This is a genomic window from Monashia sp. NPDC004114, from assembly GCF_053603855.1.
Genome location: NZ_JBSGGK010000001.1, coordinates 174,547 through 193,859, shown reverse-complemented (window position 1 = coordinate 193,859; position 19,313 = coordinate 174,547). Strand labels below are relative to the sequence as shown.

The window sequence follows — 19,313 nt, the reverse complement described above, 5'->3', positions numbered from 1 at the left end:
TGGCTCCGGTCGTCGATGGAACGTTCGTTACAGACGAGGCGTTCGCGGAGGCTCGGTGCGACGCGAGCCGGTCGCCTCGAAGCCGGCGGCCAGGCGCAACAGCCGGTTGTCGTCATAGGCGCGGCCGGCGAAGGTGAGCCCGACCGGCATAACTGTGTCGGGCATCGTGCCCATCGGCACCGTGACCGTGGGGATGCCGAGGTGGCGGATCGCGAGGTTGCCATTGGCGACCCACACGCCGTTGCGCCAACCGATGTCGGCCGAGGCTGGGTTGACGTCCATGTCTGCGGGGCCCACGTCGGCGACGGCCGGGAAGACGACAGCGTCCAGGCTCAGCCCGTCCATCCATGCGTCGACATCGAGCTCGCGGGTGCGCTCGAGGCCACGCAGCCCCTCGGCGAGGTGCGGGATGTCCTGCGGCGACTGGTACGGATGTCGGCGCACCTGGTCGGGGTACGTGGCGATGTCGTCGTCGAAGCCGGTGTAGCGGTCAGGGAGTGCGCCCTCGGGGTGTGGGCTGATCTGCGCCCCGTCGACGTCGGCGAGGGACGAGAGCGACGGGTCGCCGTTCGCCGCGAGGAAGTCGTCCCAGGCCCACGCGGATAGGTCAACGATCTCGCGCCTCAGGAACTCGCGGCTGACCAGGCCCCGGGTAGCCACCGTCGGCGCTCCGGGCCGGTCGCCCTCGTAGTTCGTCACGGCGGGAAAGTCGACCTCGAGGACCTCGGCGCCGGCGGCCTCGAGGTCACGGCGAGCCGCCCGCCACAGGTCCACGACGGACTCGCGGGTCTCGATGCGCCGACCGGTGGGTCCGCCGATGCCCGGTGACGGCGCGGTGCCGGCGTCGGGATCGGCGTTGACGTACATGCGGGGGATGCCGATGCGGGTCCCGTTCAGGGCCGCGACCGAGCCGTCGCCCAGGCTGAGGTACGAGTCGGGCCGGACGGTCGACGCGGCCGGGACCGGCACCCAGGGCTGGGATCGCCAGAGGTCGCCTCGGGTCTCGGGATCGTCGGCGACGATCACGTCGAGGACGGCCAAGAGGTCGGCCATCGTGCGTGTGTGCGGGACGACGACGTCCATCGTCGGCACGAGCGGCCAGTTGCCTCTCACCGAGATCACTCCGCGTGAGGGCGTGTAGGCGCAGAGCGCGTTGTTCGAGGCGGGGCCCCGCCCACTCGACCAGGTCTCCTCGCCCAGCCCGAACGCCGCGAAGCTCGCCGCCGTCGCCGTGCCGGAACCGTTGGAGGAGCCAGACCCGAACGGCGCCGTGAGGAAGTCTGCGCTGTATGGGCTTTCGGCGCGGCCGTACACGCCGCGCTGCATGCCGCCGTTGGCCATCGGTGGCATGTTCGTCAGGCCAAGGCAGATGGCGCCACTGGCCCGCAGCCGCTCGATGGTGAACGCGTCCCGCTGCGCCACGAGGTGGGCGAACGCCGGACTCCCGGCGGCCGCCGTGAGTCCGCGGACGAGGTAGCTGTCCTTGGCGGTGTACGGTATGCCGTCGAGCGGGCCGAGCAGGTCGCCGCGCCGCCGTCTCTCGTCCGAAGTCGCCGCCTCCTGGCGTGCCCGGGGGTTGGGCACGACGACCGAGGTCAGCGCGGTCGCTGTGCCGGGAGCGTCGTACCGCTCGATCCTGGCCAGGTACGCCTCGACCAGTTCCAGGGACGTGACCAGCCCTTGGCGCAGGGCCTGCTGCAAGTCTGCGACAGAGGCTTCGACGACATCGAACATGGAGGCATGATCCTTCCTGTCGGGCCAGAGTGCACGCGGTATGCCGGTTGACCGCGCCCAGCGGCATGTCGACCGCGCCCAGCGGCATACTGACCTCCGGGGTTCGCGTGGTGCCCGGGGTGGCCCGTGCAACCCGCCTCCGTGACACGATGGCGGTGCGCGCGGCTCCGCCGGCGTTGGCTGCGCACGGCCGAAGGACAATGCCATGGACGACCTCCTGTCCCTGTTTCCCCCAGGCAGCGCCATCAGCAGCGGTGGCATGCTCACGATCGGCGGGTGCCGCGCCGATGACCTGGCTGCGCAGTTCCAGACCCCGGTGATGGTTGTCGCGGAGGACGCCCTGCGGGCGCGGGCGCGCGAGTATGCCGCGGAGCTGGCCGCGCGCTGGGCGAAGTCCCGCGTGGTGTTCGCGTCCAAGGCCTTCCCGTGCACTGCGGTCCAGCGCGTGATGGTCGAGGAGGGGATCGGCCTGGATGTGGCCGGTGGCGGCGAGATCCTGACGGCCCTGAAGGCCGGTGCGGACCCGGCCCTGCTGGTGCTGCACGGCAACGCGAAGAGCGATGAAGAGATCCGGATGGCGGTCGACCACGGGATCGGGCTCGTCGTCGTCGATGGTCCCGACGATGTCGACAGACTGGAGGCCACGGTGCCGCAAGGGCGACAGCAGGCCGTCCTCGTCCGTGTCATTCCCGGGATCACGGCGGACACTCACGCCCACGTCCTCACCGGCCACGAGGGATCCAAGTTCGGCCTCGCGCCCGCCGCTGCGGTCGAGCTCATCCGCCGGATCGAGGCAAGTCCGCGGCTTGACATGCACGGCCTCCATGTCCACGTCGGCTCCCAGATCATGGACGTCGAGCCGTTCGCCGACTCCGTCGCTCCCGTCGCCGCTCTCGGAGAGTTCCGCGTCTACGACCTTGGTGGAGGACTGGGCGCCCGATACACGTATGCCGACAACCCACCGTCCGTCGCGGCATACCTCGACGCCCTGGTGGACGCTGCCCGGGCCCAGCTGCCCGCCGAGGCCCAGCTGGTCATCGAGCCCGGGCGCAGCATGGTGGCGTCATCAGCGGCGACCCTCTACACGGTCACCACCGTGAAGCGCGACGCCATCACCTTCGTCGCTGTCGACGGAGGGATGGGTGACAACCTCGAGGTCGCGCTCTTCCAGCAGCGCTTCGAGGCAGGGCTGGTCGACAGGCTGCAGGCTGGCGACGGAGAGGCCGTGACCGTCGTCGGTCGGCACTGCGAGAGCGGGGACGTGTTGATCGACGAGATCCGGCTGCCACACACCAGTGTGGGCGACCTGCTCGCCGTACCCGCCACCGGTGCGTATTGCTACACGATGGCCAACAACTACAACGGAAATCGCAGGATCCCTGTCGTCTTCGCACGGAATGGACAGGCGCGCCTAGCCGTACGTCGCGAGACGTGGGAAGACCTGACCGCGCGCGACGTCGACTGACGAACACGCGAGCCATCGCTGGGATCTTCCTGCGAGCAAGGCCTAGTGCCAGACTTCAACCTGTGGCTGCTGCGCGGTCATCCGCGGTCGCGCTGAGTCGCCGGCAGGAGGGGTCATGGCGTCGCTGCGCGAACAGGTCCTACGCCGCAAGCCCGTTCGTGAGATGGAGGACGAGACAGGCGCTGATACCGGCCAGAGCGAGCTCGCCCGAACCATCGGGCTGTTTCAGCTCTCGATGTTCGGCATCGGTGCGACGATCGGGACGGGCATCTTCTTCGTTCTCTCCCAAGCGGTTCCGGTGGCTGGGCCCGCGGTCATCTGGTCGTTCGTCATCGCGGGTGTCGTGGCCGGGCTGACCGCCGTGTGCTACGCCGAGCTGGCGGGGGCGGTGCCCGTGTCGGGCTCGTCCTACTCTTACGCGTACACAACGCTCGGCGAACTCCCGGCCATGGGCGTCGCCGCGTGTCTGCTGCTGGAGTACGGCGTGTCCGCTGCCGCGGTGGCGGTGGGGTGGTCGCAGTACCTCAACGAGCTGCTCGACAACCTGTTCGGGTTCACTCTGCCCGACTCGCTGTCTCAGGCTCCGGAGCAAGGCGGCATCATCAACCTTCCTGCGGTGGTTCTCATCTTCCTCTGCACCCTGCTGCTGATCCGCGGAGCGAGCGAGTCGGCGAAGACCAACGCTGTCATGGTGATGATCAAGCTCGGTGTTCTCGTCCTGTTCGTCGTCCTGGGCATCCAGGGATGGAACTCCGACAACTTCTCGAACTTCGCACCGTTCGGGCTCTCCGGGATCACATCGGCCGCGGGCATCATCTTCTTCTCGTACATCGGCCTCGACGCGGTGTCGACCGCCGGCGAAGAGGTCAAGGACCCACACCGCAACATGCCGTTGGCGATCCTCATCGCCCTGGTAGCGGTCACGGCCATCTACATGCTCGTCACGGTGGTCGCGGTCGGGGCCCAGCCGGCCACCGCGTTCAAGGACCAGGAGGCAGGACTCTCGGCCATCCTCGAGCAGGTGACGGGCGCCACGTGGCCCGGCACCGTGCTGGCCGCTGGTGCGGTCGTCTCGATCTTCAGCGTGACCTTGGTGGTCCTCTACGGGCAGACCCGCATCCTCTTCGCGATGTCGCGGGACGGCATGCTGCCTGAGGTGTTCCACAGGGTGAACCCCCGGACCCTGACCCCGGTCACGAACACGATCATCGTCGCCTGCGTCATTGCTCTCCTCGCCGGTCTGATCCCCATCAACTTCCTGGCCGAGATGACGAGCATCGGGACACTGGTCGCCTTCCTGGTCGTGTCGATCGGCGTCATCGTGTTGCGCCGCACCGCCCCTGACCTCCCCCGCAGGTTCAAGGTCCCGGGCTACCCCGTCACTCCGGTGCTCTCCGTCCTGGGCTGCCTGTGGATCATCAAGGACCTCCGAGCCGTGACGATCTGGGTCTTCGTCATCTGGGTCGCCATCGCTTTGGTGTGGTACTTCGTGTACGGCATCAAGCACTCCCACCTCGGCCGTCACGAGCACGTGGGCCTCATCCACGACGAGGTCCCATGACCTACCTCGTGGGCTACTCGCCGGAGGAGCGGGGCAAGGCCGCCCTACACCTGGCCGCGATGTTGAGCCGCTCCTCAGGACAGCCCCTCGTGGTCTGCTCGGTCGTCCCCAAACCCTGGTACCCGAGCATGGCGAAGGTCGACGCCGAGTACCACGTGGCCCTCGACCACGACGCCGACGCCGCGCTTGCCTACGCCCGGGCCAACCTCCCCGCCGACGTCGAGGCGAGCTTCGTGCGCCATCAGGCACGCTCGGCCCCGGCGGGGCTTCTCGAACTCGCCGATCAGCACGACGCGGAGCTCATCGTGCTGGGATCGTCGTCAGCGGGCGTGTTCGGTCACGTGGCGCTCGGTAGCGTCACCAGTCGCCTGCTGCACAGCTCACCGCTGGCCATAGCCCTCGCCACCCGGGGTTTCCGGGCCCCGCCCGGGGTCGCGGTCCGGCGCATCACCGCGGCCTACGGCGGCTCCCACGGCGCCGAGGCTGTCGTGGTCGCCTCCGCCGCCCTCGCGGCCCAAGCGGGCGCGTCGCTGCGGATCGCCACGTTCGCGGTGTGGCAGCGACCGGCATACACCACACGGCTCGGAGCGGACGGCGAGGACACAGTCCTGTCCGAGTGGCTGAGCGATATGCGCGAGGCCACCCAGGAAGCCATCACGACCATCCGCGAGCGGCCCCACGTGCCACGCGATCTCGATGGTGTCGTCGGGATCGGCAAGACCTGGGACGAGGCGATGGAAGACGTCGACTGGGACACGGGCGACGTGCTCGTCGTCGGCTCGAGCGGACTCGGGCCGGTCGCCCACGTGTTCCTGGGGTCGCGGGCGACCAAGATCGTCCGCCACTCGCCGGTGCCCGTTGTGGTACTGCCCAGCGTGGTCGCCGAGGAGCTCGCGGGGCAGACGGGGCCCACCTGACCTCCGGACGGCGGCCACGCTCCGATCTCGCAGAAGGGTCCGAGGAGTCATGCACGAGCTAGACCAGACCACCCAGCAGATGATCCGCAGCGTATTGGCCTACGCCGAGAACCGGCTGACCATGGAACCGGTCCCCCTGGACCAGGGCACGCTGCCCGCCGCAGAGCTCAACGCACGGCTCGAAGGCGTGATCCGCGAGCAGGGCCGGCTCCCCGACGAAGTGATGGGCATCTACTCCTCGATCATCGCGCCGTCGGTGATCTCTGCTGACAGCCCTCGGTTCCTCGGCTTCATCCCCGCCGCTCCCACGAAGGCGAGCCTGCTGTTCGACATGCTCGTCTCGTGCGCCTCGATCCAGGGGATCTCATGGCTCGAGGCTTCGGGCGCCATCGCTGCTGAGAACTCGGTGTTGCGGCTCATCGCGGACGAGGCAGGGCTTCCGGGAACGGCTGGCGGCTGCTTCGTCTCAGGCGGGTCCGCGGGCAACCTGTCGGCCCTCGCCGTCGCCCGCGAAACCGCCAAGCAGCGCCTCGGCGCGGCCGCTGCCGGGCGCCGGCTCAGGGTCGTGGTCGGCACCGACGCGCACTCCTCGATCGTCAACACCCTCAAGCTCCTGGAGATGGACGCCCTCGTCGTCGACACCCCCGGCCACCGGCTCACGTCGGGTGCGGTCGAGTCTGCGCTGGCGGCGCAGGACGACCTTGACGACGTCGTGGCGGTGGTGTGCACCTCCGGCACCACCAATGCCGGCATCATCGACGACCTTGCGGGTGTCGGCGCCCTGGCCAAGGACCAGGGCTGGTGGTTCCACGTCGACGGTGCCTACGGGGGCGCAGGCATCTTCGCACCGTCTCTGCGGGCGAAGTACGACGGCATCGAGCGGGCCGACTCGTTCATCCTCGACCCACACAAGTGGCTGTTCACGCCGTTCGACTGCTGCGCGCTGCTCTACCGGGAGCCCGGACTGGCTCGCGCCACTCACACCCAGGACGCGTCCTACCTCGATGTCATCCACGTCTCCGAAGGCGAGTGGAACCCCACCGACTACGCCTACCACCTCACCCGACGCGCGCGCGGGCTGCCGCTGTGGTTCTCGCTGGCCGTCAACGGGACAGGCGCCTACCGCAAGGCGATCGAGGCAGCGGCCAGCTTGGCCCGCGAGACTGCGGCGCTGATCAGGCAGACCCCCCACCTCGAACTCATCTGCGAGCCCGATCTGGGGGTCGTCCTCTTCCGTCGCATCGGCTGGACCGCGGAGGACTACGACGCCTGGGCGCAGTCACTGCATGAGGACGAGGTCGCGTTCATCCCACCGACCAAGTGGGAAGGCGAGACTGTCGGCCGATTCGCCTTCCTCCACCCGCACACGACGATGGACATCGTGCGGGAGGTTCTCGACCGCACTACCTGAGAACGGCGGGCTTGTGGTCCCTTGAACACCGGTCCCGATCCGGCGATCAGTCGGCGACTCCACGGCTCGGCGCTGGTGTACGGCAGCTCGGGCAGTCAATGGTGACCGAGGTGGCTGCTGTGGTGAGACTGGTCGGGCTCGAATGGCGGCCGGGCATCGAGCAGCGGCTGAGAGGGGTCCCATCTGGTCCCGTCGCGCTCGTCCTTCAGCTTCCGAGCCATTGCCGACAACGCCTCCAGGACAACGCGGTTGGCCAGTGCCGCAGTGATGTCCGAGTGGTCGTAGGCCGGTGCTACCTCGACCACGTCCATCCCGACGACCGGAAGTTCGAGGCAGATCCGGCGCACCGCGTCGAGCAGCTGGCGGGCAGTGAGCCCGCCGGGCTCGGGCGTCCCTGTGCCAGGGGCATGCCCAGGGTCGCAGACGTCGATGTCGACGGACAGGAAGACCCCGTCGCAGTCGTCCATCGCGATGCCGAACGCTTCGCTCAGGCACTCCTCCAGGCCGCGGTGCACGATCTCCGTCATCTCGTAGGAGCGCATATTCTGGTCCGCCATCCATGCCAGCGTCTCGGGCGGCGGCCAATAGCCCCGCAGACCGATCTGGAGGAACCGGTCACCGCGCAGCGCACCCGACTCGATCAGGCGGCGCATCGGTTGGCCGTGCCCCCACAGGGACCCGAACTCGATGTCGCCGGTGTCTGCGTGCGCGTCGAAATGGATCATCGAGATCCGGCCGTGGCCCAGGACGTTCGCCACGCCTTTGGCGTCGGGGTAGGTGACCGAGTGGTCGCCGCCAAGGGTGACCGGGATCGCGCCGGACCGGGTGACCTTCTCGACGGCCGCTTCCAGCGCCGGCAGCGCCGCCTCGATCTCGCCGGAATACATCTCGACATCGCCCGCGTCTACGACGCGTAGTTCCTTCAAGCCATCGGTGCGCAGGGCGAGGCTCGGGCGCTCGCCGTCGTGCGGAAGGTAGTCGCGCATCCGGATAGCCATCGGTCCGAAGCGTGCTCCGGACCGCGCCGAGGTCCCTCCATCGAACGGTGCGCCCAAGATCACGACCTGCGCGTCGGCATACGTCGACGGGTCGTCGAGGTCGCACATAGGCACGCCGAGGAACGTGAAGTCGGGACCGAACTGTTGGCCGTACCTGGTCATGGTTCAGTGTTTGTGCGCGGTGGGAATGAGTCAATGACCGTTGGTCTGGCGCTCGCCGACAGATGTCAACGAGGTGACCCTGGCCTGTCTCGAGCAGAAGGCGTTGCCCGGACCCACTGTGGGGGAGGTGGATGCGCCCGCTCGACGTTGATCTGGGTGCTGACCTGCTGTCCTGACAGACGCCCCACGAAAGACAGGATGGGCCTCGCCCGTCAAGGTCGAAGCCCATCCTGGTGCGCCGCCTGCCTTAGATCAGAGGCGCCACTCAGCGGCTAGGTCGGCATCTTTGCTGTCGGTACGTGTTAGCGGTTGATGAAGATGTAGTCGGCCTGGTACGGGACGTTGACGGTCGGCGTGGACTGCGGGTCGCAGGTCCCGGTCGGGGCGAGGCCCCCGACGGTGTTGAGGCGGAGCACCTCGACAGCGTGGGCGAGCAGTCCGGTGGTGTCGCCGATCTGGGTGGCGTCCAGGTTCAGCTCAGCGATATTGCCGGCACCGTTGGCGTTCTTGGTGACCAGCTTGCCGCTGACCGCGCTGCCGTCGGGTGCTTGCCATTGCGGCGTGCCCGCGAGTGGCCGGATGAAGGTGTGGTGGATGCCGCCGGTCAGGTGCGCGTCGACGTCGTGCTGGGCGAAGGCGAACGACCCGTCACCCTGCAGCGTGCAGGCGTAGATCTGGCTGCCGAAGACCACCGATTCCTGCAAGGCGGCCACGCCGCTGGTGCTGACGGCGTGGTTCAGCGAATGGAGCTGGGCACGCACCGCGCCGTCCGGGAACTGATTGGTGTGCAGATCGGTGTAGAAGCCAGCTGGGTTGGACTGCAGCGCAGCAAGAAGCGTCGGGTCGTTGACGGTGACCGTGCCGGACGCGAAACCGTCCGTCGGTCGCGGCGTGTCGAAGAGGGTCAGCACGACCGGGCCGTCTGCTCCTCGACCCGCGGCGTGGATGTCGGCCCTGGTCGGGGAGTCGATGCCGCGCCACGAGACCGAGTAGCTGAGCGTGTCGCCCTGAATGCCGATCAGTTCCAACGCCTGCCCGACCGGGGCGCCCGAAGTCACCTCGTTGCGACCCTCCAGGCTGGCAACCAGGGTGGCAGGTGCCGCGGTCGCGTTACCCGGCACGGTGATGCCCGCCAGCGGGGTCACGTCGCTGTCCGCGGAGGCCGCGCTGATGCCAAACGTGCCGAACGAGGCCGCGGCCGCGATGGCAGCGCCAATGCCGTGGGCCACGCGGCGTTTTGTGCTGCTGGTCATGAGTGATCCCTCTCGATTCTGCGACCGAAGCCTTTTGCTCGGCCTGCATGGACTACAACGCAGCGCAGCGGGCGGTCGTTTTGCCGGGGACATGCGGAGAAGGTCACAGCCGTCCGGGCGAACCGCATCAGCCCGTCTTACGTATGCCGCTGCTTCGCCGCTGGCGATGATCCCGCCGAAGGCGCCCGGGTGCCGGGCAGCAGGCTGGGACGAGCGTGGGTGGGCGCCCGGACACGACGATGCGCGCCTTCCGTCTCCGGTGAGCGCGCAGGGCAAGCTGCATGAGATCAGGTCGGCACGGCCTGAGCAAGCATCAGGACTTGTTCGCCTGACCGGTGAGAACGACGTGGCCCGACGACGCCTGGTTGCCGTCGGCGACCTCTTCGGTCACGGTCAGCGTTGGAAACGCGCTCGGGCTGACGCCGGACCAGAGCGTGACGTCGGTGCCCTCGTTGAAGCTACCTATCGGAACGAGAAGCCCTGCGTCGCCCTTCAGCCAGGCTTGGTAGAACTCTGCGCCGGCGCGCCGAGGGAGTCCGGTCGCGTGCAGTTCGATCTTCCATCCACTGTCGGTCTTGGTCAGCGTGACGTTCCCGGCCGCATCGGGCGCGAGCCGGGTCCCCGTCAGCGACGCAGCGAACTGAAGTGGTTGGTCGAGAGTCGCGTGCAGGCCGACGGTGACGCCCGCCGCCAGGACGCCCGCGGCGGCCGCGGCCATGATCGAACCGCGGATCCATCGCGGACGCCGGCCGGGGCGGGCCTCCGCGCCGACCGCGGCCACCACTCGCTCCTGGAGGTCGGGCGAGGGCTCGGCCCACACGGCCCGGTCCGCAAGCACGCCATGAACCCGCTCGATCTCAGCGCGCTCCGCCGGCGTCAGGTCATCGTCCAACATCCGAGCCTCCTTCGCGCGGGTCAGCGGGTGCCGAGGCTGCCGGTTCGGCACGCAGGCCGTGCAGGATACTCGCCAGCCGGCGGTGCGCCCGGAAGGTCCGCGACTTGACTGTGCCGAGCGGGATCTCGAGCTTGTCCGCGATCTCCGCTTGGCTGAGCTCGTCGAAGTGCTGCATCCGGATCAGATCGCGTTCGGAGGGGGTCAGCGCGTCCAACGCCCGGCGCACCTCGGCCACGTCGTTGATCTGCTCGGCAGATGGCGGCAGCGTGACCAGCGAGGCGCCGTCGGAGGTGTCGATGTTGTCGAGGTTGCGGTGCCGGCGCTCGCGCCGGTGCACATCGATGGCCACCCGCTTCGCGATCGTGGTGAGCCAGGCCGCGAGCGCTCGGCTCGGGTCGTAGCTTCCGGCAGCACGCCAGGCTTGCACGAACGTCTGCTGAGTGGCGTCTTCCGCGAGGCCGGTATCGCCGAGCACTCTGAACGCGATCGCGAACACCAGCCGACCGTAGGTCTGGTAGACGACCCGGACCGAGTCCGCGTCTCCAGAAGCGAACCAAGACGCCAGCTCGGCGTCGTCCAAGGCCACGGTTGTCACGCTAGACCAGGATTCACCGGCGGCCTCTGTGGTGTGCGGCTGTGCGGGAGTCGCGGCGGTCGCGGTCGCGCTGCGTCTCATACCTTGCCTACGCAGCCGGGTCCGGGTCGGTTCGCCCGGATCCGGCACCGGATCGCGGGACGGAACCTGAGCGTGAATGCCGCCGTAGAAGCCGCGGAGGTCGGCTGTACAGGGCCGAGCCCGGGGCGTCCGTGGTGACGATGATCTGACGATCCATGACGATTCCTTTCCTTGTGCCTTGGCTCAAGCGCGTGGCAGCGCTGTCGCAGGTGTTTCGCCCGGCGTGACCGTGCGTGTGAGGGGTCATGCCGAGCCCGGGACCGATGGCCGGTCTCCTCCAGAGCGTTCCTCCAAGCTGTCGGAGCCAGTCCTCGGGAGGTCTGGTCCGGTCGCGATGGCCGCGCACTCCGCGGCATCTCGGTCGAGGGCCAGGCGTTCGATGTCGCAGGAGAGCTGGCGCAGCTGCCGTTGGGCGGCCTTGTTGGCCCGCCGCTTGACGAGGGGGAACCGGCGTTGCCGACCCCGACGCGCTCGGTAGACCAACGTCGAGGCCAGCAGCGCACCCACCCCGTGCTGGGGCCAGGGATCGACCACCCTCACCACGACGTCCGCTGAGCTGTCGTCGTGCTCATTGCGGACGAAGCCGGCGACTCCGACCAGACGGCCGTCGGCAGACTCGACAACGAGCGCCACATCGTCGTGGCCGTCGAGGTCCGTGAGCCGGTGAACGTCAGCGGCCGTGAGCCGGAGCCTGGGTGTCCCGAACCGGAGCTCGCGCGACCGGGGACCTGGACCGGCGAAAATCTCGAGCAGGGAACCGATTTCTCCGGGCCTGAGCCAACGGACCCATACCCGCCAGTCCTGTGCCCGACACCTCAGCGGCGCGGGTGCAAGAACCGGCGCGTCCTTCGATGCATATATCAGTGCTTTTGCAGGCCACATAGGTCACCTCGGGTAGGGAGGTCGGGAGCGGCCCGAAGGCCAGAGCCCGATGGGAAGGAGTCGTGGGGATGATGAGACCGCCAGTGGCGGCGTAGGCGAGGAGCCTGAGCATCGGAGGTTCGGGGCCGACACGACCCGGCGGCCACTCCGACAGAGACGGCGAAGGGACAGTCAGTCACCCGGGCTCCCGGGGCTGGCGGTCGGGAGGAGGCCGGTCTCATCCCGAGGCGTGGTGCGCCGGCCGATGCTGGAGGCCGCCACGGGGACGCGCCGGCCCGCTAGGGCCGCGAGCCCGGAACCAGCGGCGCAGACCCCGAGCAGCGGGAGCCAGGTCGCGGCCGCGCCGAGAGCGAGCAGGCTCGCCAGGATCACGGGTGCAGCGGCGCCGACGCTGCTGCCCGACAGCTGGAAGAGCGCCAGGTAGCGGCCGCGAAGCTCGGCCGGTGCGGCCTCGGCCGCCAGGGCGGAGCTGACCGGCCAGCCGATCGTCTCGCCGAACGTGTAGACAGCGACACCGACCATGACGATCGCGACCGCGACGGCCCCGTGGGCGAGACTCGCGCCGAACAGCACCAGGTAGCCAGCGGCATACCCGAGGTGGCTCGCTGCCATCACCCGGCTGCGCACCCGCCCCTCGAGCCGGCGGACGACGCCGTTCTGGCCGAAGCCGATCAGCAAGGTGTTCACGGTGAACGCCGCCCCGGCCACCCAGCCGGGCAGGCCGAGCACGACGGCGGCGTATACGGGGATGGCGACGGTGAGCACCGAGCCCGAGAAGGCGAAGGTCATCCAGTGCGCCACGACGATCCAGTACGGGCGGTCGCGCAGGACGGTCGTCCACGACTGCTGGGCAACCGCTGGCGCGTCGACCTCTGGCACGGGGCGGGGAACCTGTCTCATGAAGGGGACCGCGCCGAGGAACGACGCTGCGGTCAGCACGATGAGGGCCGTGTATGCCGCGTGGCTGCCGACGGCGAGGGCGGCACCGGCGACCAGGCCGCCGGCCGCCTGCCCGAGGTTGCGGATGCCGCCGATGCGCCCGAACCACTGCTCGCGCTCGCCAGGGCCGGCAATTGCGCTGAGGGCGACCCCGAAGGTCCCGAAGAACACGTTCCGTCCGGAGCTGGCGACCCAGGCGCAGGCCACTACGCCCCAGAAGGAGTGCAGGACGAGGTAACCGGCCACGCCGACGGTCTGGGCGACGTTGCTGAACATGAGGACGGGCTTGGGTCCCAGCTCGTCGACGACGCGGCCCGACCACAGGCCGACCGGAAGGGCGAGGAGTCCGGCAACGGTCATCGCCGTGCCGATCGTGGGCAGGCCGAGATGGGTGGTCGCGAGCAGGAAGATGACGGTGGCTGGCTGGAATACGCCCGCCGCCACGGAGTCGATCGCCATCGCGGTGACGAAGGACCGGTGCTGGTCAGAGCTGCGGGACATCGTGCTCATGAGGATGCGCGGGTCAGGAAGTCGTGGAGCAACTGGTCGTCCATCTGCGTCTCTCCTTGGTCTGCACGCATCAGCGCCTGACCAAGCAGTTCTATGGACGGTGCCGCACCCCCCGCGTCGGTACCGGATACCGAGATCAGGCTGGCGGAGTACCGAGATCGGGAGCCGTGTCGGCCAACGCGCGGAAGGCCTCCGAGGCGCGACGCCGCGAGGTGACGCCGAGCTTGGCCAGCACGGCGGAGACGTGGGTGTCGACGGTCCGCCGCGACAGGACCAGGCGGTCGGCGATCTGCGCGTTCGTGAGCCCCTCCGCTACCAGCGCGAGCACGGCCAGCTGGCGATCGGTCAGTCCGCTGGGGTTGCCCCGGGTGCGGGCCACGGGCCCCCTGGGCACGGACGTGGACCCTTCATCGCGGAGCTGTCGGCGGACTCGGCGTGCGAGACCGACGGCGCCCAGCTGGTCGAGCATTGCCAGTGCCCGGAGCCGCGTGGTCTCGTCGCCCGCCTCGGCCAGGGCCTGAGCCTCTTCGTAGGGGCGTCCGAGCGCGCGCCAGCCTTCCGCAGCCTCCTGCCATCGACCGGCGGCCTGCCGCGCGAACGCCGAGTCCGTCTGCTGCTGCAGGTGGATGAGTTCGTCGTCGGGTCGGGGGTAACCAACCGCGCGCAGGCGGTAGGCCAGCTCGGCCTGCAGCCGGCGGTCACCGAGCCGCTCGGCCTCGCGGTAGACCGAGATGGCCCGGGTGATCGGGGGAACCGTGCCGGCCAGGAACGCCGCCTCGAGAGCGGCGGCCGCGACAGGTCCCCGACGCTGCAGCTCATCCGCACGCTCGGCCACCTGCCAGGCCTCCTGCAGCTTCTCGAAGTGGCCCGGCGAGGCCGTACGGGCGGCGAGCAGAGCCTCGACCACGAGCGTGACACCGCGACTCGTATGCGCGGACTCCGGGACGGTCGCGGCGAGCTCCGCGGCACGCCGCCAGTCGCAGTCGGCCATCGCGATCCGGGACCGGATCGCGGTCAGGTGTGTCTCGTACAGCTGGTGCTCCGCCTCGATCGCCAGCGCCAGCCCGTCGGCGACAGCGGTGTCGGCGGCGACCATCGCGTAGCGCCCCACCAGACTCCATGCCAGGTTGACGTATCCGCGGCAGGCGGCATCGGCGTCCCCGACCGAGAGTGCCAGCTCGATGGACCGGCGCAGCTCGGGCTCGCCCCCGTCGGTGATCACCATCAAGCTGGCGCCGACGTTGTTGAGGGCGCGCGCCGTCGTCAGGGTGTCGCCGGCCTCGGTGGCGTACGCGACCGCCTGCCTGCCGAGCTCGATGGCGGGCAGGTACTCGCCATACAGCATCGCGATCTGGGAGCGGTTGGCCAGGGCGAGCGCTTGGGTACCCGGGTGGGCGGAGCCGGTTGCACGACTCACGGCTTCGTCTGCGGACTGCAGTGCGAGCCGTGGCTGGCCGGCGACCCACGCGAGCCGGCTCAGCCAGCACAGGCTTCGGACCAGACGCCCCTCGTCGAGACCACCGCGGCGCAGGTCGACGGCGCGCTCGGCCGCCGTCACGCCACTCGTGTCACCCGAGAGGTACAGCTGGATGGCGAGTGCCTCCCAGAGGTCGGCGCGGTCCTCCGGAGGGATGAGGGCTTCATGCCGGAGCACTGTCCGGAAGTGGGCGATCGCCTCCCGGTGCGACCCGGATGCCGCCGCCTCCTGGGCGGCACGCGGCCCCTGCGCGATGACTGTCGCGATGTCACCGCACGCCACGGCATGGTGCACAAGGCGGCCAGGGTCCGCGTCGCCGAGCCCGAGCAGCGCGTCCAGGGCGCTGCGGTGGAGGATCGTCTGCCGCGCTCCGGGAACGCCCCCGAGCACCGCCATGCGGGTGAGCTCATGCCGGAACCTCACCTCCGCGTTGACGACGGTCAGCAGACCCGACTGCTCGCCGGGCGCCAGGGCTTCCCAGGCCCCGTCGACGAGCGCGGTCGCGAGTGCGGGCTCGACGGAGCCGGGGACGACCGCGAGTCGCTCGACCAGGGCGCGCGTGTCCTCGGGCAGGCGTGCCAGGCGCTCGGCCACCGCCCCCACGACGGACAGCGGGGTCGTCGTCGTCCGGCTCGCCAGAATCTCGGTCACCAGGTAGGGGTTGCCCGTGGTGAGTGCGAAGACATCGTCGGTGTCCACGTCGTGTCCCGCGCACAGGGTGCTGACCGCCTCCGGCGACAAGGGCGACACGTGGAGGGAGATGGCGGTCGAGGATGCGGCCGCCGCCAAAGCGCCCAGTCCCGCCGGAGTCGCCTCGTCGTCGCGGAACGTCACGAGCAGGAGTACGCGGAGCGAAGCGAGCCGACGCGCGACATACCGGAGCACGTCGAGCGTGCCCTCGTCGGCCCAGTGCAGGTCCTCGACCACCATGACCGTGGTCGGACCGTCGCCCAGTGCCGCGAGCAGTGCCGACATCACGAGGTCGCGGTCGCCTGACTGGACGGCGGTGCGGAACTCGGGGCCCAGGCTCGCCGCGAGATCCTTCACCGGCCCGAGAACCCGAGGCGTCGACAAGGCGTCGCAGTATCCGGTGAGCACGCGGGTGTTCGTGCGAACCGAGGATTGGAACGCCCGCACCAGAGACGTCTTGCCGACGCCCGCCTCCCCGGAGACCAGGACGACGGACCCTCGACCCTGGTCGGCGGCGCGCACCGCCGAGGCCAGTATCCGCAGCTCCTCGCTCCGTTCCAGGAGCCGCCCGGTCATCTCGTCACCATGCGACCAGCATCACAGTCAGGAGGGCCGATCCACTGGTCTTGACTATTTCTCGTCGGAAGGCGACTTCCAGGTCAGACGCTGCAGCTTGATCGGGTCGGCGACGAGATCGATGGCGGCGATGCGGCCAGCGACGACGGTGAAGCCGATGACCCCGGCTGGGCTTCCGTCCGGGGCGAACACCGCGCCGGCCTGGCCGTTGACGATCGCGGGCGTCGCGTATGGAGCGAACCTCGGCGCCGTTTGAAGGACCCGTCGGGCGACAGCCTGCGCACCGCGGACGGGGAACGGAAGCGCCGGTGCGGCTGCGCCTGCGTCGGCCCGGAAGACGACGTCTGGATCGAGGACCTCCAGCAGACCGGCCATGTCTCCCGATCGGGCGGCTACGAGGAACGCATCGACGGCGACCCGTTGGAGCGCCAGGTCGGGATCTGGTGTGGGCGCGGCCCTGACCCGCCGCCGGGCACGAGCGGCCAGCTGCCGCGCCGCCTCCGGGGATCGCTCGACGACAGGGGCGATCTCGCTGAAAGGCAACCCGAACACGTCGTGCAGCACGAACGACAGCCGCTCGGGCGGGCTGAGGGTCTCGAGCACGACAAGGAGCGCGAGCCCGACCGAGTCAGCGAGCAGGACGTCCGCCTCGGGTCCGGTCTCCTCGAACTCGACGATCGGCTCCGGGAGTCGTTCGCCCAGCTGATACTCGCGCCGATGTCCGCGCCGACGCAGCATGTCCAAGCAGATGCGCCCGACGACGGTGATGAGCCAAGCCTGCAAGTCCTGGACATCGGCGGTGTTGCTGCGATCGAGCCTGAACCAGCACTCCTGGACGGCGTCCTCGGCATCGGAGACGGATCCGAGGATGCTGTACGCGACCGTCTGGAGGCGCGGACGCAGCTCGTCGAATTGTGCCGCGAGCCAATCTCGGTCGTCCATTTGATCCTCCTGACGCCACACCAACCCTTACCTGTTGGACGCACGGCGACCACGAGTTGTGACCGGATCGCGAACATTCTGGAGAACGGTCACGTACGCCGCTCGGCGAACGTCCTCCCTTGCAGCACGGCGCATCCGGCGTCGACACAGATCATCCATAGTGAGTGAGGACGACATGAACGGCAGGACCCGAGCGGCAGCTGCCGCCATCGAGGTGAGCGGGCTCCAGAAGACCTTCGCCGGCGGTGTGGAGGCAGTCAAGGGAATCGACTTCAGCGTGCAACCCGGAGAGGTCTTCGGACTGCTCGGACCCAATGGGGCAGGCAAGTCGACGACGATCGGGATGCTGACCACAACGATCCTCCCGACCTCAGGTACTGCTCGGATCGCCGGCCACGATGTCGTGAGTGACCCGCTCGCGGCCCGGCAGGTGAGCAGCGTCGTCTTCCAGGAGGCTGCGGTCGACCGAGGTCTCAGCGGACGCCAGCACCTCACGATGCATGCACGACTCTGGAACGCGGACCGGCCTGGTACCGGGCGGCGCTCCGAAGACCTCATCGAGGGATTCGGACTCGCCGACGTCATAGACAGGCCGGTCGGCACCTACAGCGGCGGCCAACGACGACGTGTCGAGATCGCCAGAGCACTCGTGTCGCGGCCGCAGGTCCTGTTCCTGGACGAGCCGACGGTGGGCCTCGACACTCGGATCCGTTACGAACTGCTGGATCTCATCGCCGGGCTGCGCGCCAGCACCAGCATGGCGACCCTGATCACCACGCACTACCTCGACGAGGCGGAGCGCCTGTGTGACCGGATCGGCGTCGTGCACCAGGGCCGCATCGTCGCACTCGACTCCCCGGCGAACCTGCTCGGGGGACTCGGGGATCAGATCGTCGAGATCCGGGTGAGCCATGATCCAGTCGTGTCGCTCGAACGCCTTCGCGGTGGTGGGCTCGCGGGCGGGGATGCCTTCGCCGTAGGGGCCACGCTGACGATCCCGCTCCATGCGCGATCGGCGCAGTCAGTCATCGCGGCACTCAGCTCATTCGATGTCGCGACGTTGGCGGTTTCCACCCGGCGGCCCACCCTCGACGACGTCTACCTCCAGCTGACCGGCGCAAGCCTGGCCGCATGACTCATGAAAGCGAGACCCTGATGACCACTATCGACATCACCCACCGCACTTCCGCTCACAGCACACGCGCCGTCCCCCGCACCGTGGCCAGGCGCACCGCGCTGAGCGTTCTGGCTCGGCGGCGGCTGCTGCTCTCGGCGCACACTCCCCGCGAGATCGTCGTCCCGCTGCTCACCCCGATCCTGTTCGCACTGGTGATCGCGCCCGCGCTAGCCACCATGGTGACCACAACGAACGGACTCGACTACCAGACCTACGTCGCCGTCGGAACGGTCGGTCTGCTCGTGCCTCTGAGCAGCATGTTCGCCGGCATCGGGGTCATCGTCGACCGCGACACCGGTGCCCGGCGGGAGCTCCTCGCCGCGCCCGTGCCACGCTCGTTGATGGTCGGCGGGAACTTCCTCGTAGCGCTTGCGGTCAGCAGCCTGCAGCTCGCCGCCCTCGTGGTCGCGGCGATCGCACGGGGTGCCCACTTCCACACGAGTCCCGCGGGGGTGGCCTGGTTCGTCGGCGGCGCGCTCCTGTTCATGGTTGCGAGCTACGCGATCGCCGAGATCATGGCCAACCGGATTCCCAGCCAGGAGGAGTACGTCGGCGCCACACCCGCCGTCGCGATCCTTCCCTGGTTCCTCGCCGGGTCCCTGTTCCCGATCAGCGCACTGCCCGGTCTGCTCGGTGGCGTCGCCAAGGCCCTGCCTCTCACCCACGCTCTTGCGCTGATGCGGTACGGCCTCCTCGACAGCCACGCCACCGGCCTGCACGACATCTGGGGAATGAGCAATGCGAATGCGATGGCGGCGATGAGCCTCGCGGTCGTCGCCGGCTGGGCTGTCGTACTCACCGCCATCTCGGTTCGCGTCTTCGCCAAGGCCGCCGTGCACTGAGCTCGCCCCACCGGCGCAGCCAGATTCACGGACGCCGGGCCGCTCCCGTCGTCGGGGCCGAGGGTCAGTTTGGTGCCGCGGTGGTCGCCGAGGAGGTTCCGAGGATGGCGACTCGCGCCGCCGACGAAGAAACCTGCATGCCCTCGCTTGTTCGTGTCTGGCGCGGGCCGGTAGGAAGGGTTCGTGGGTCAGAGAGCCCTCGGCGA

The 19,313-nt window shown here is 69.2% G+C and carries 14 protein-coding genes; 6 read left to right on the top strand and 8 right to left on the bottom strand.

From position 1 onward, the window contains the following. Positions 1-27 precede the first annotated feature (27 nt). The gene (locus tag ACWEOW_RS00780; RefSeq protein ID WP_452267238.1) at positions 28-1,734 is read right to left on the bottom strand and encodes an amidase; all 1,707 of its coding nucleotides are present in this window, start codon (positions 1,732-1,734) and stop codon (positions 28-30) included. Between the two features lie 205 nt (positions 1,735-1,939). Here ACWEOW_RS00780 and lysA point away from each other — a divergent pair, with 205 nt between their 5' ends. From lysA to ACWEOW_RS00760, 4 genes are all read left to right on the top strand, one after another. Continuing rightward, on the top strand, positions 1,940-3,199 hold the full coding sequence (lysA, locus tag ACWEOW_RS00775) for a diaminopimelate decarboxylase (RefSeq protein ID WP_452267237.1): 1,260 nt from the start codon (positions 1,940-1,942) through the stop codon (positions 3,197-3,199). A gap of 115 nt (positions 3,200-3,314) precedes the next feature. After that, positions 3,315-4,760, top strand: a complete 1,446-nt coding sequence (locus tag ACWEOW_RS00770; protein ID WP_452267236.1) for an amino acid permease — start codon at positions 3,315-3,317, stop codon at positions 4,758-4,760. Next, on the top strand, positions 4,757-5,677 hold the full coding sequence (locus ACWEOW_RS00765; protein ID WP_452267235.1) for a universal stress protein: 921 nt from the start codon (positions 4,757-4,759) through the stop codon (positions 5,675-5,677). Before ACWEOW_RS00770 ends, ACWEOW_RS00765 begins: the two co-directional genes overlap by 4 nt. A 49-nt stretch (positions 5,678-5,726) precedes the next feature. Then, positions 5,727-7,088 (top strand): pyridoxal phosphate-dependent decarboxylase family protein, encoded by a 1,362-nt coding sequence (locus ACWEOW_RS00760; RefSeq protein ID WP_452267234.1) that lies wholly within the window; start codon positions 5,727-5,729, stop codon positions 7,086-7,088. 95 nt (positions 7,089-7,183) lie between these two features. On the opposite strand, the gene speB is transcribed toward ACWEOW_RS00760, so the two are convergent. From speB to sigJ, 7 genes are all read right to left on the bottom strand, one after another. Then, positions 7,184-8,248 carry an agmatinase gene (gene speB / locus ACWEOW_RS00755; protein ID WP_452267233.1) on the bottom strand — a complete coding sequence of 355 codons (1,065 nt, stop codon included), beginning with the start codon at positions 8,246-8,248 and terminating at the stop codon, positions 7,184-7,186. Positions 8,249-8,550: 302 nt separating this feature from the next. Beyond that, positions 8,551-9,501 carry a CHRD domain-containing protein gene (locus tag ACWEOW_RS00750; protein ID WP_452267232.1) on the bottom strand — a complete coding sequence of 317 codons (951 nt, stop codon included), beginning with the start codon at positions 9,499-9,501 and terminating at the stop codon, positions 8,551-8,553. A gap of 313 nt (positions 9,502-9,814) precedes the next feature. Beyond that, positions 9,815-10,396 carry an anti-sigma factor gene (locus ACWEOW_RS00745; protein ID WP_452267231.1) on the bottom strand — a complete coding sequence of 194 codons (582 nt, stop codon included), beginning with the start codon at positions 10,394-10,396 and terminating at the stop codon, positions 9,815-9,817. Beyond that, the gene (locus ACWEOW_RS00740; RefSeq protein WP_452267230.1) at positions 10,383-10,976 is read right to left on the bottom strand and encodes an RNA polymerase sigma factor; all 594 of its coding nucleotides are present in this window, start codon (positions 10,974-10,976) and stop codon (positions 10,383-10,385) included. Before ACWEOW_RS00740 ends, ACWEOW_RS00745 begins: the two co-directional genes overlap by 14 nt. A 1,149-nt stretch (positions 10,977-12,125) precedes the next feature. Then, positions 12,126-13,394 (bottom strand): MFS transporter, encoded by a 1,269-nt coding sequence (locus tag ACWEOW_RS00735; protein WP_452267229.1) that lies wholly within the window; start codon positions 13,392-13,394, stop codon positions 12,126-12,128. Between the two features lie 145 nt (positions 13,395-13,539). After that, the gene (locus tag ACWEOW_RS00730; RefSeq protein WP_452267228.1) at positions 13,540-16,146 is read right to left on the bottom strand and encodes an ATP-binding protein; all 2,607 of its coding nucleotides are present in this window, start codon (positions 16,144-16,146) and stop codon (positions 13,540-13,542) included. Positions 16,147-16,200: 54 nt separating this feature from the next. After that, complete coding sequence (gene sigJ, locus ACWEOW_RS00725; RefSeq protein WP_452267227.1) at positions 16,201-17,088, bottom strand: RNA polymerase sigma factor SigJ; 888 nt, start codon at positions 17,086-17,088, stop codon at positions 16,201-16,203. Between the two features lie 175 nt (positions 17,089-17,263). Here sigJ and ACWEOW_RS00720 point away from each other — a divergent pair, with 175 nt between their 5' ends. Then, positions 17,264-18,223 carry an ATP-binding cassette domain-containing protein gene (locus ACWEOW_RS00720; protein ID WP_452267226.1) on the top strand — a complete coding sequence of 320 codons (960 nt, stop codon included), beginning with the start codon at positions 17,264-17,266 and terminating at the stop codon, positions 18,221-18,223. Positions 18,224-18,243: 20 nt separating this feature from the next. After that, on the top strand, positions 18,244-19,107 hold the full coding sequence (locus tag ACWEOW_RS00715) for an ABC transporter permease (RefSeq protein ID WP_452267225.1): 864 nt from the start codon (positions 18,244-18,246) through the stop codon (positions 19,105-19,107). Positions 19,108-19,313 lie beyond the last annotated feature (206 nt).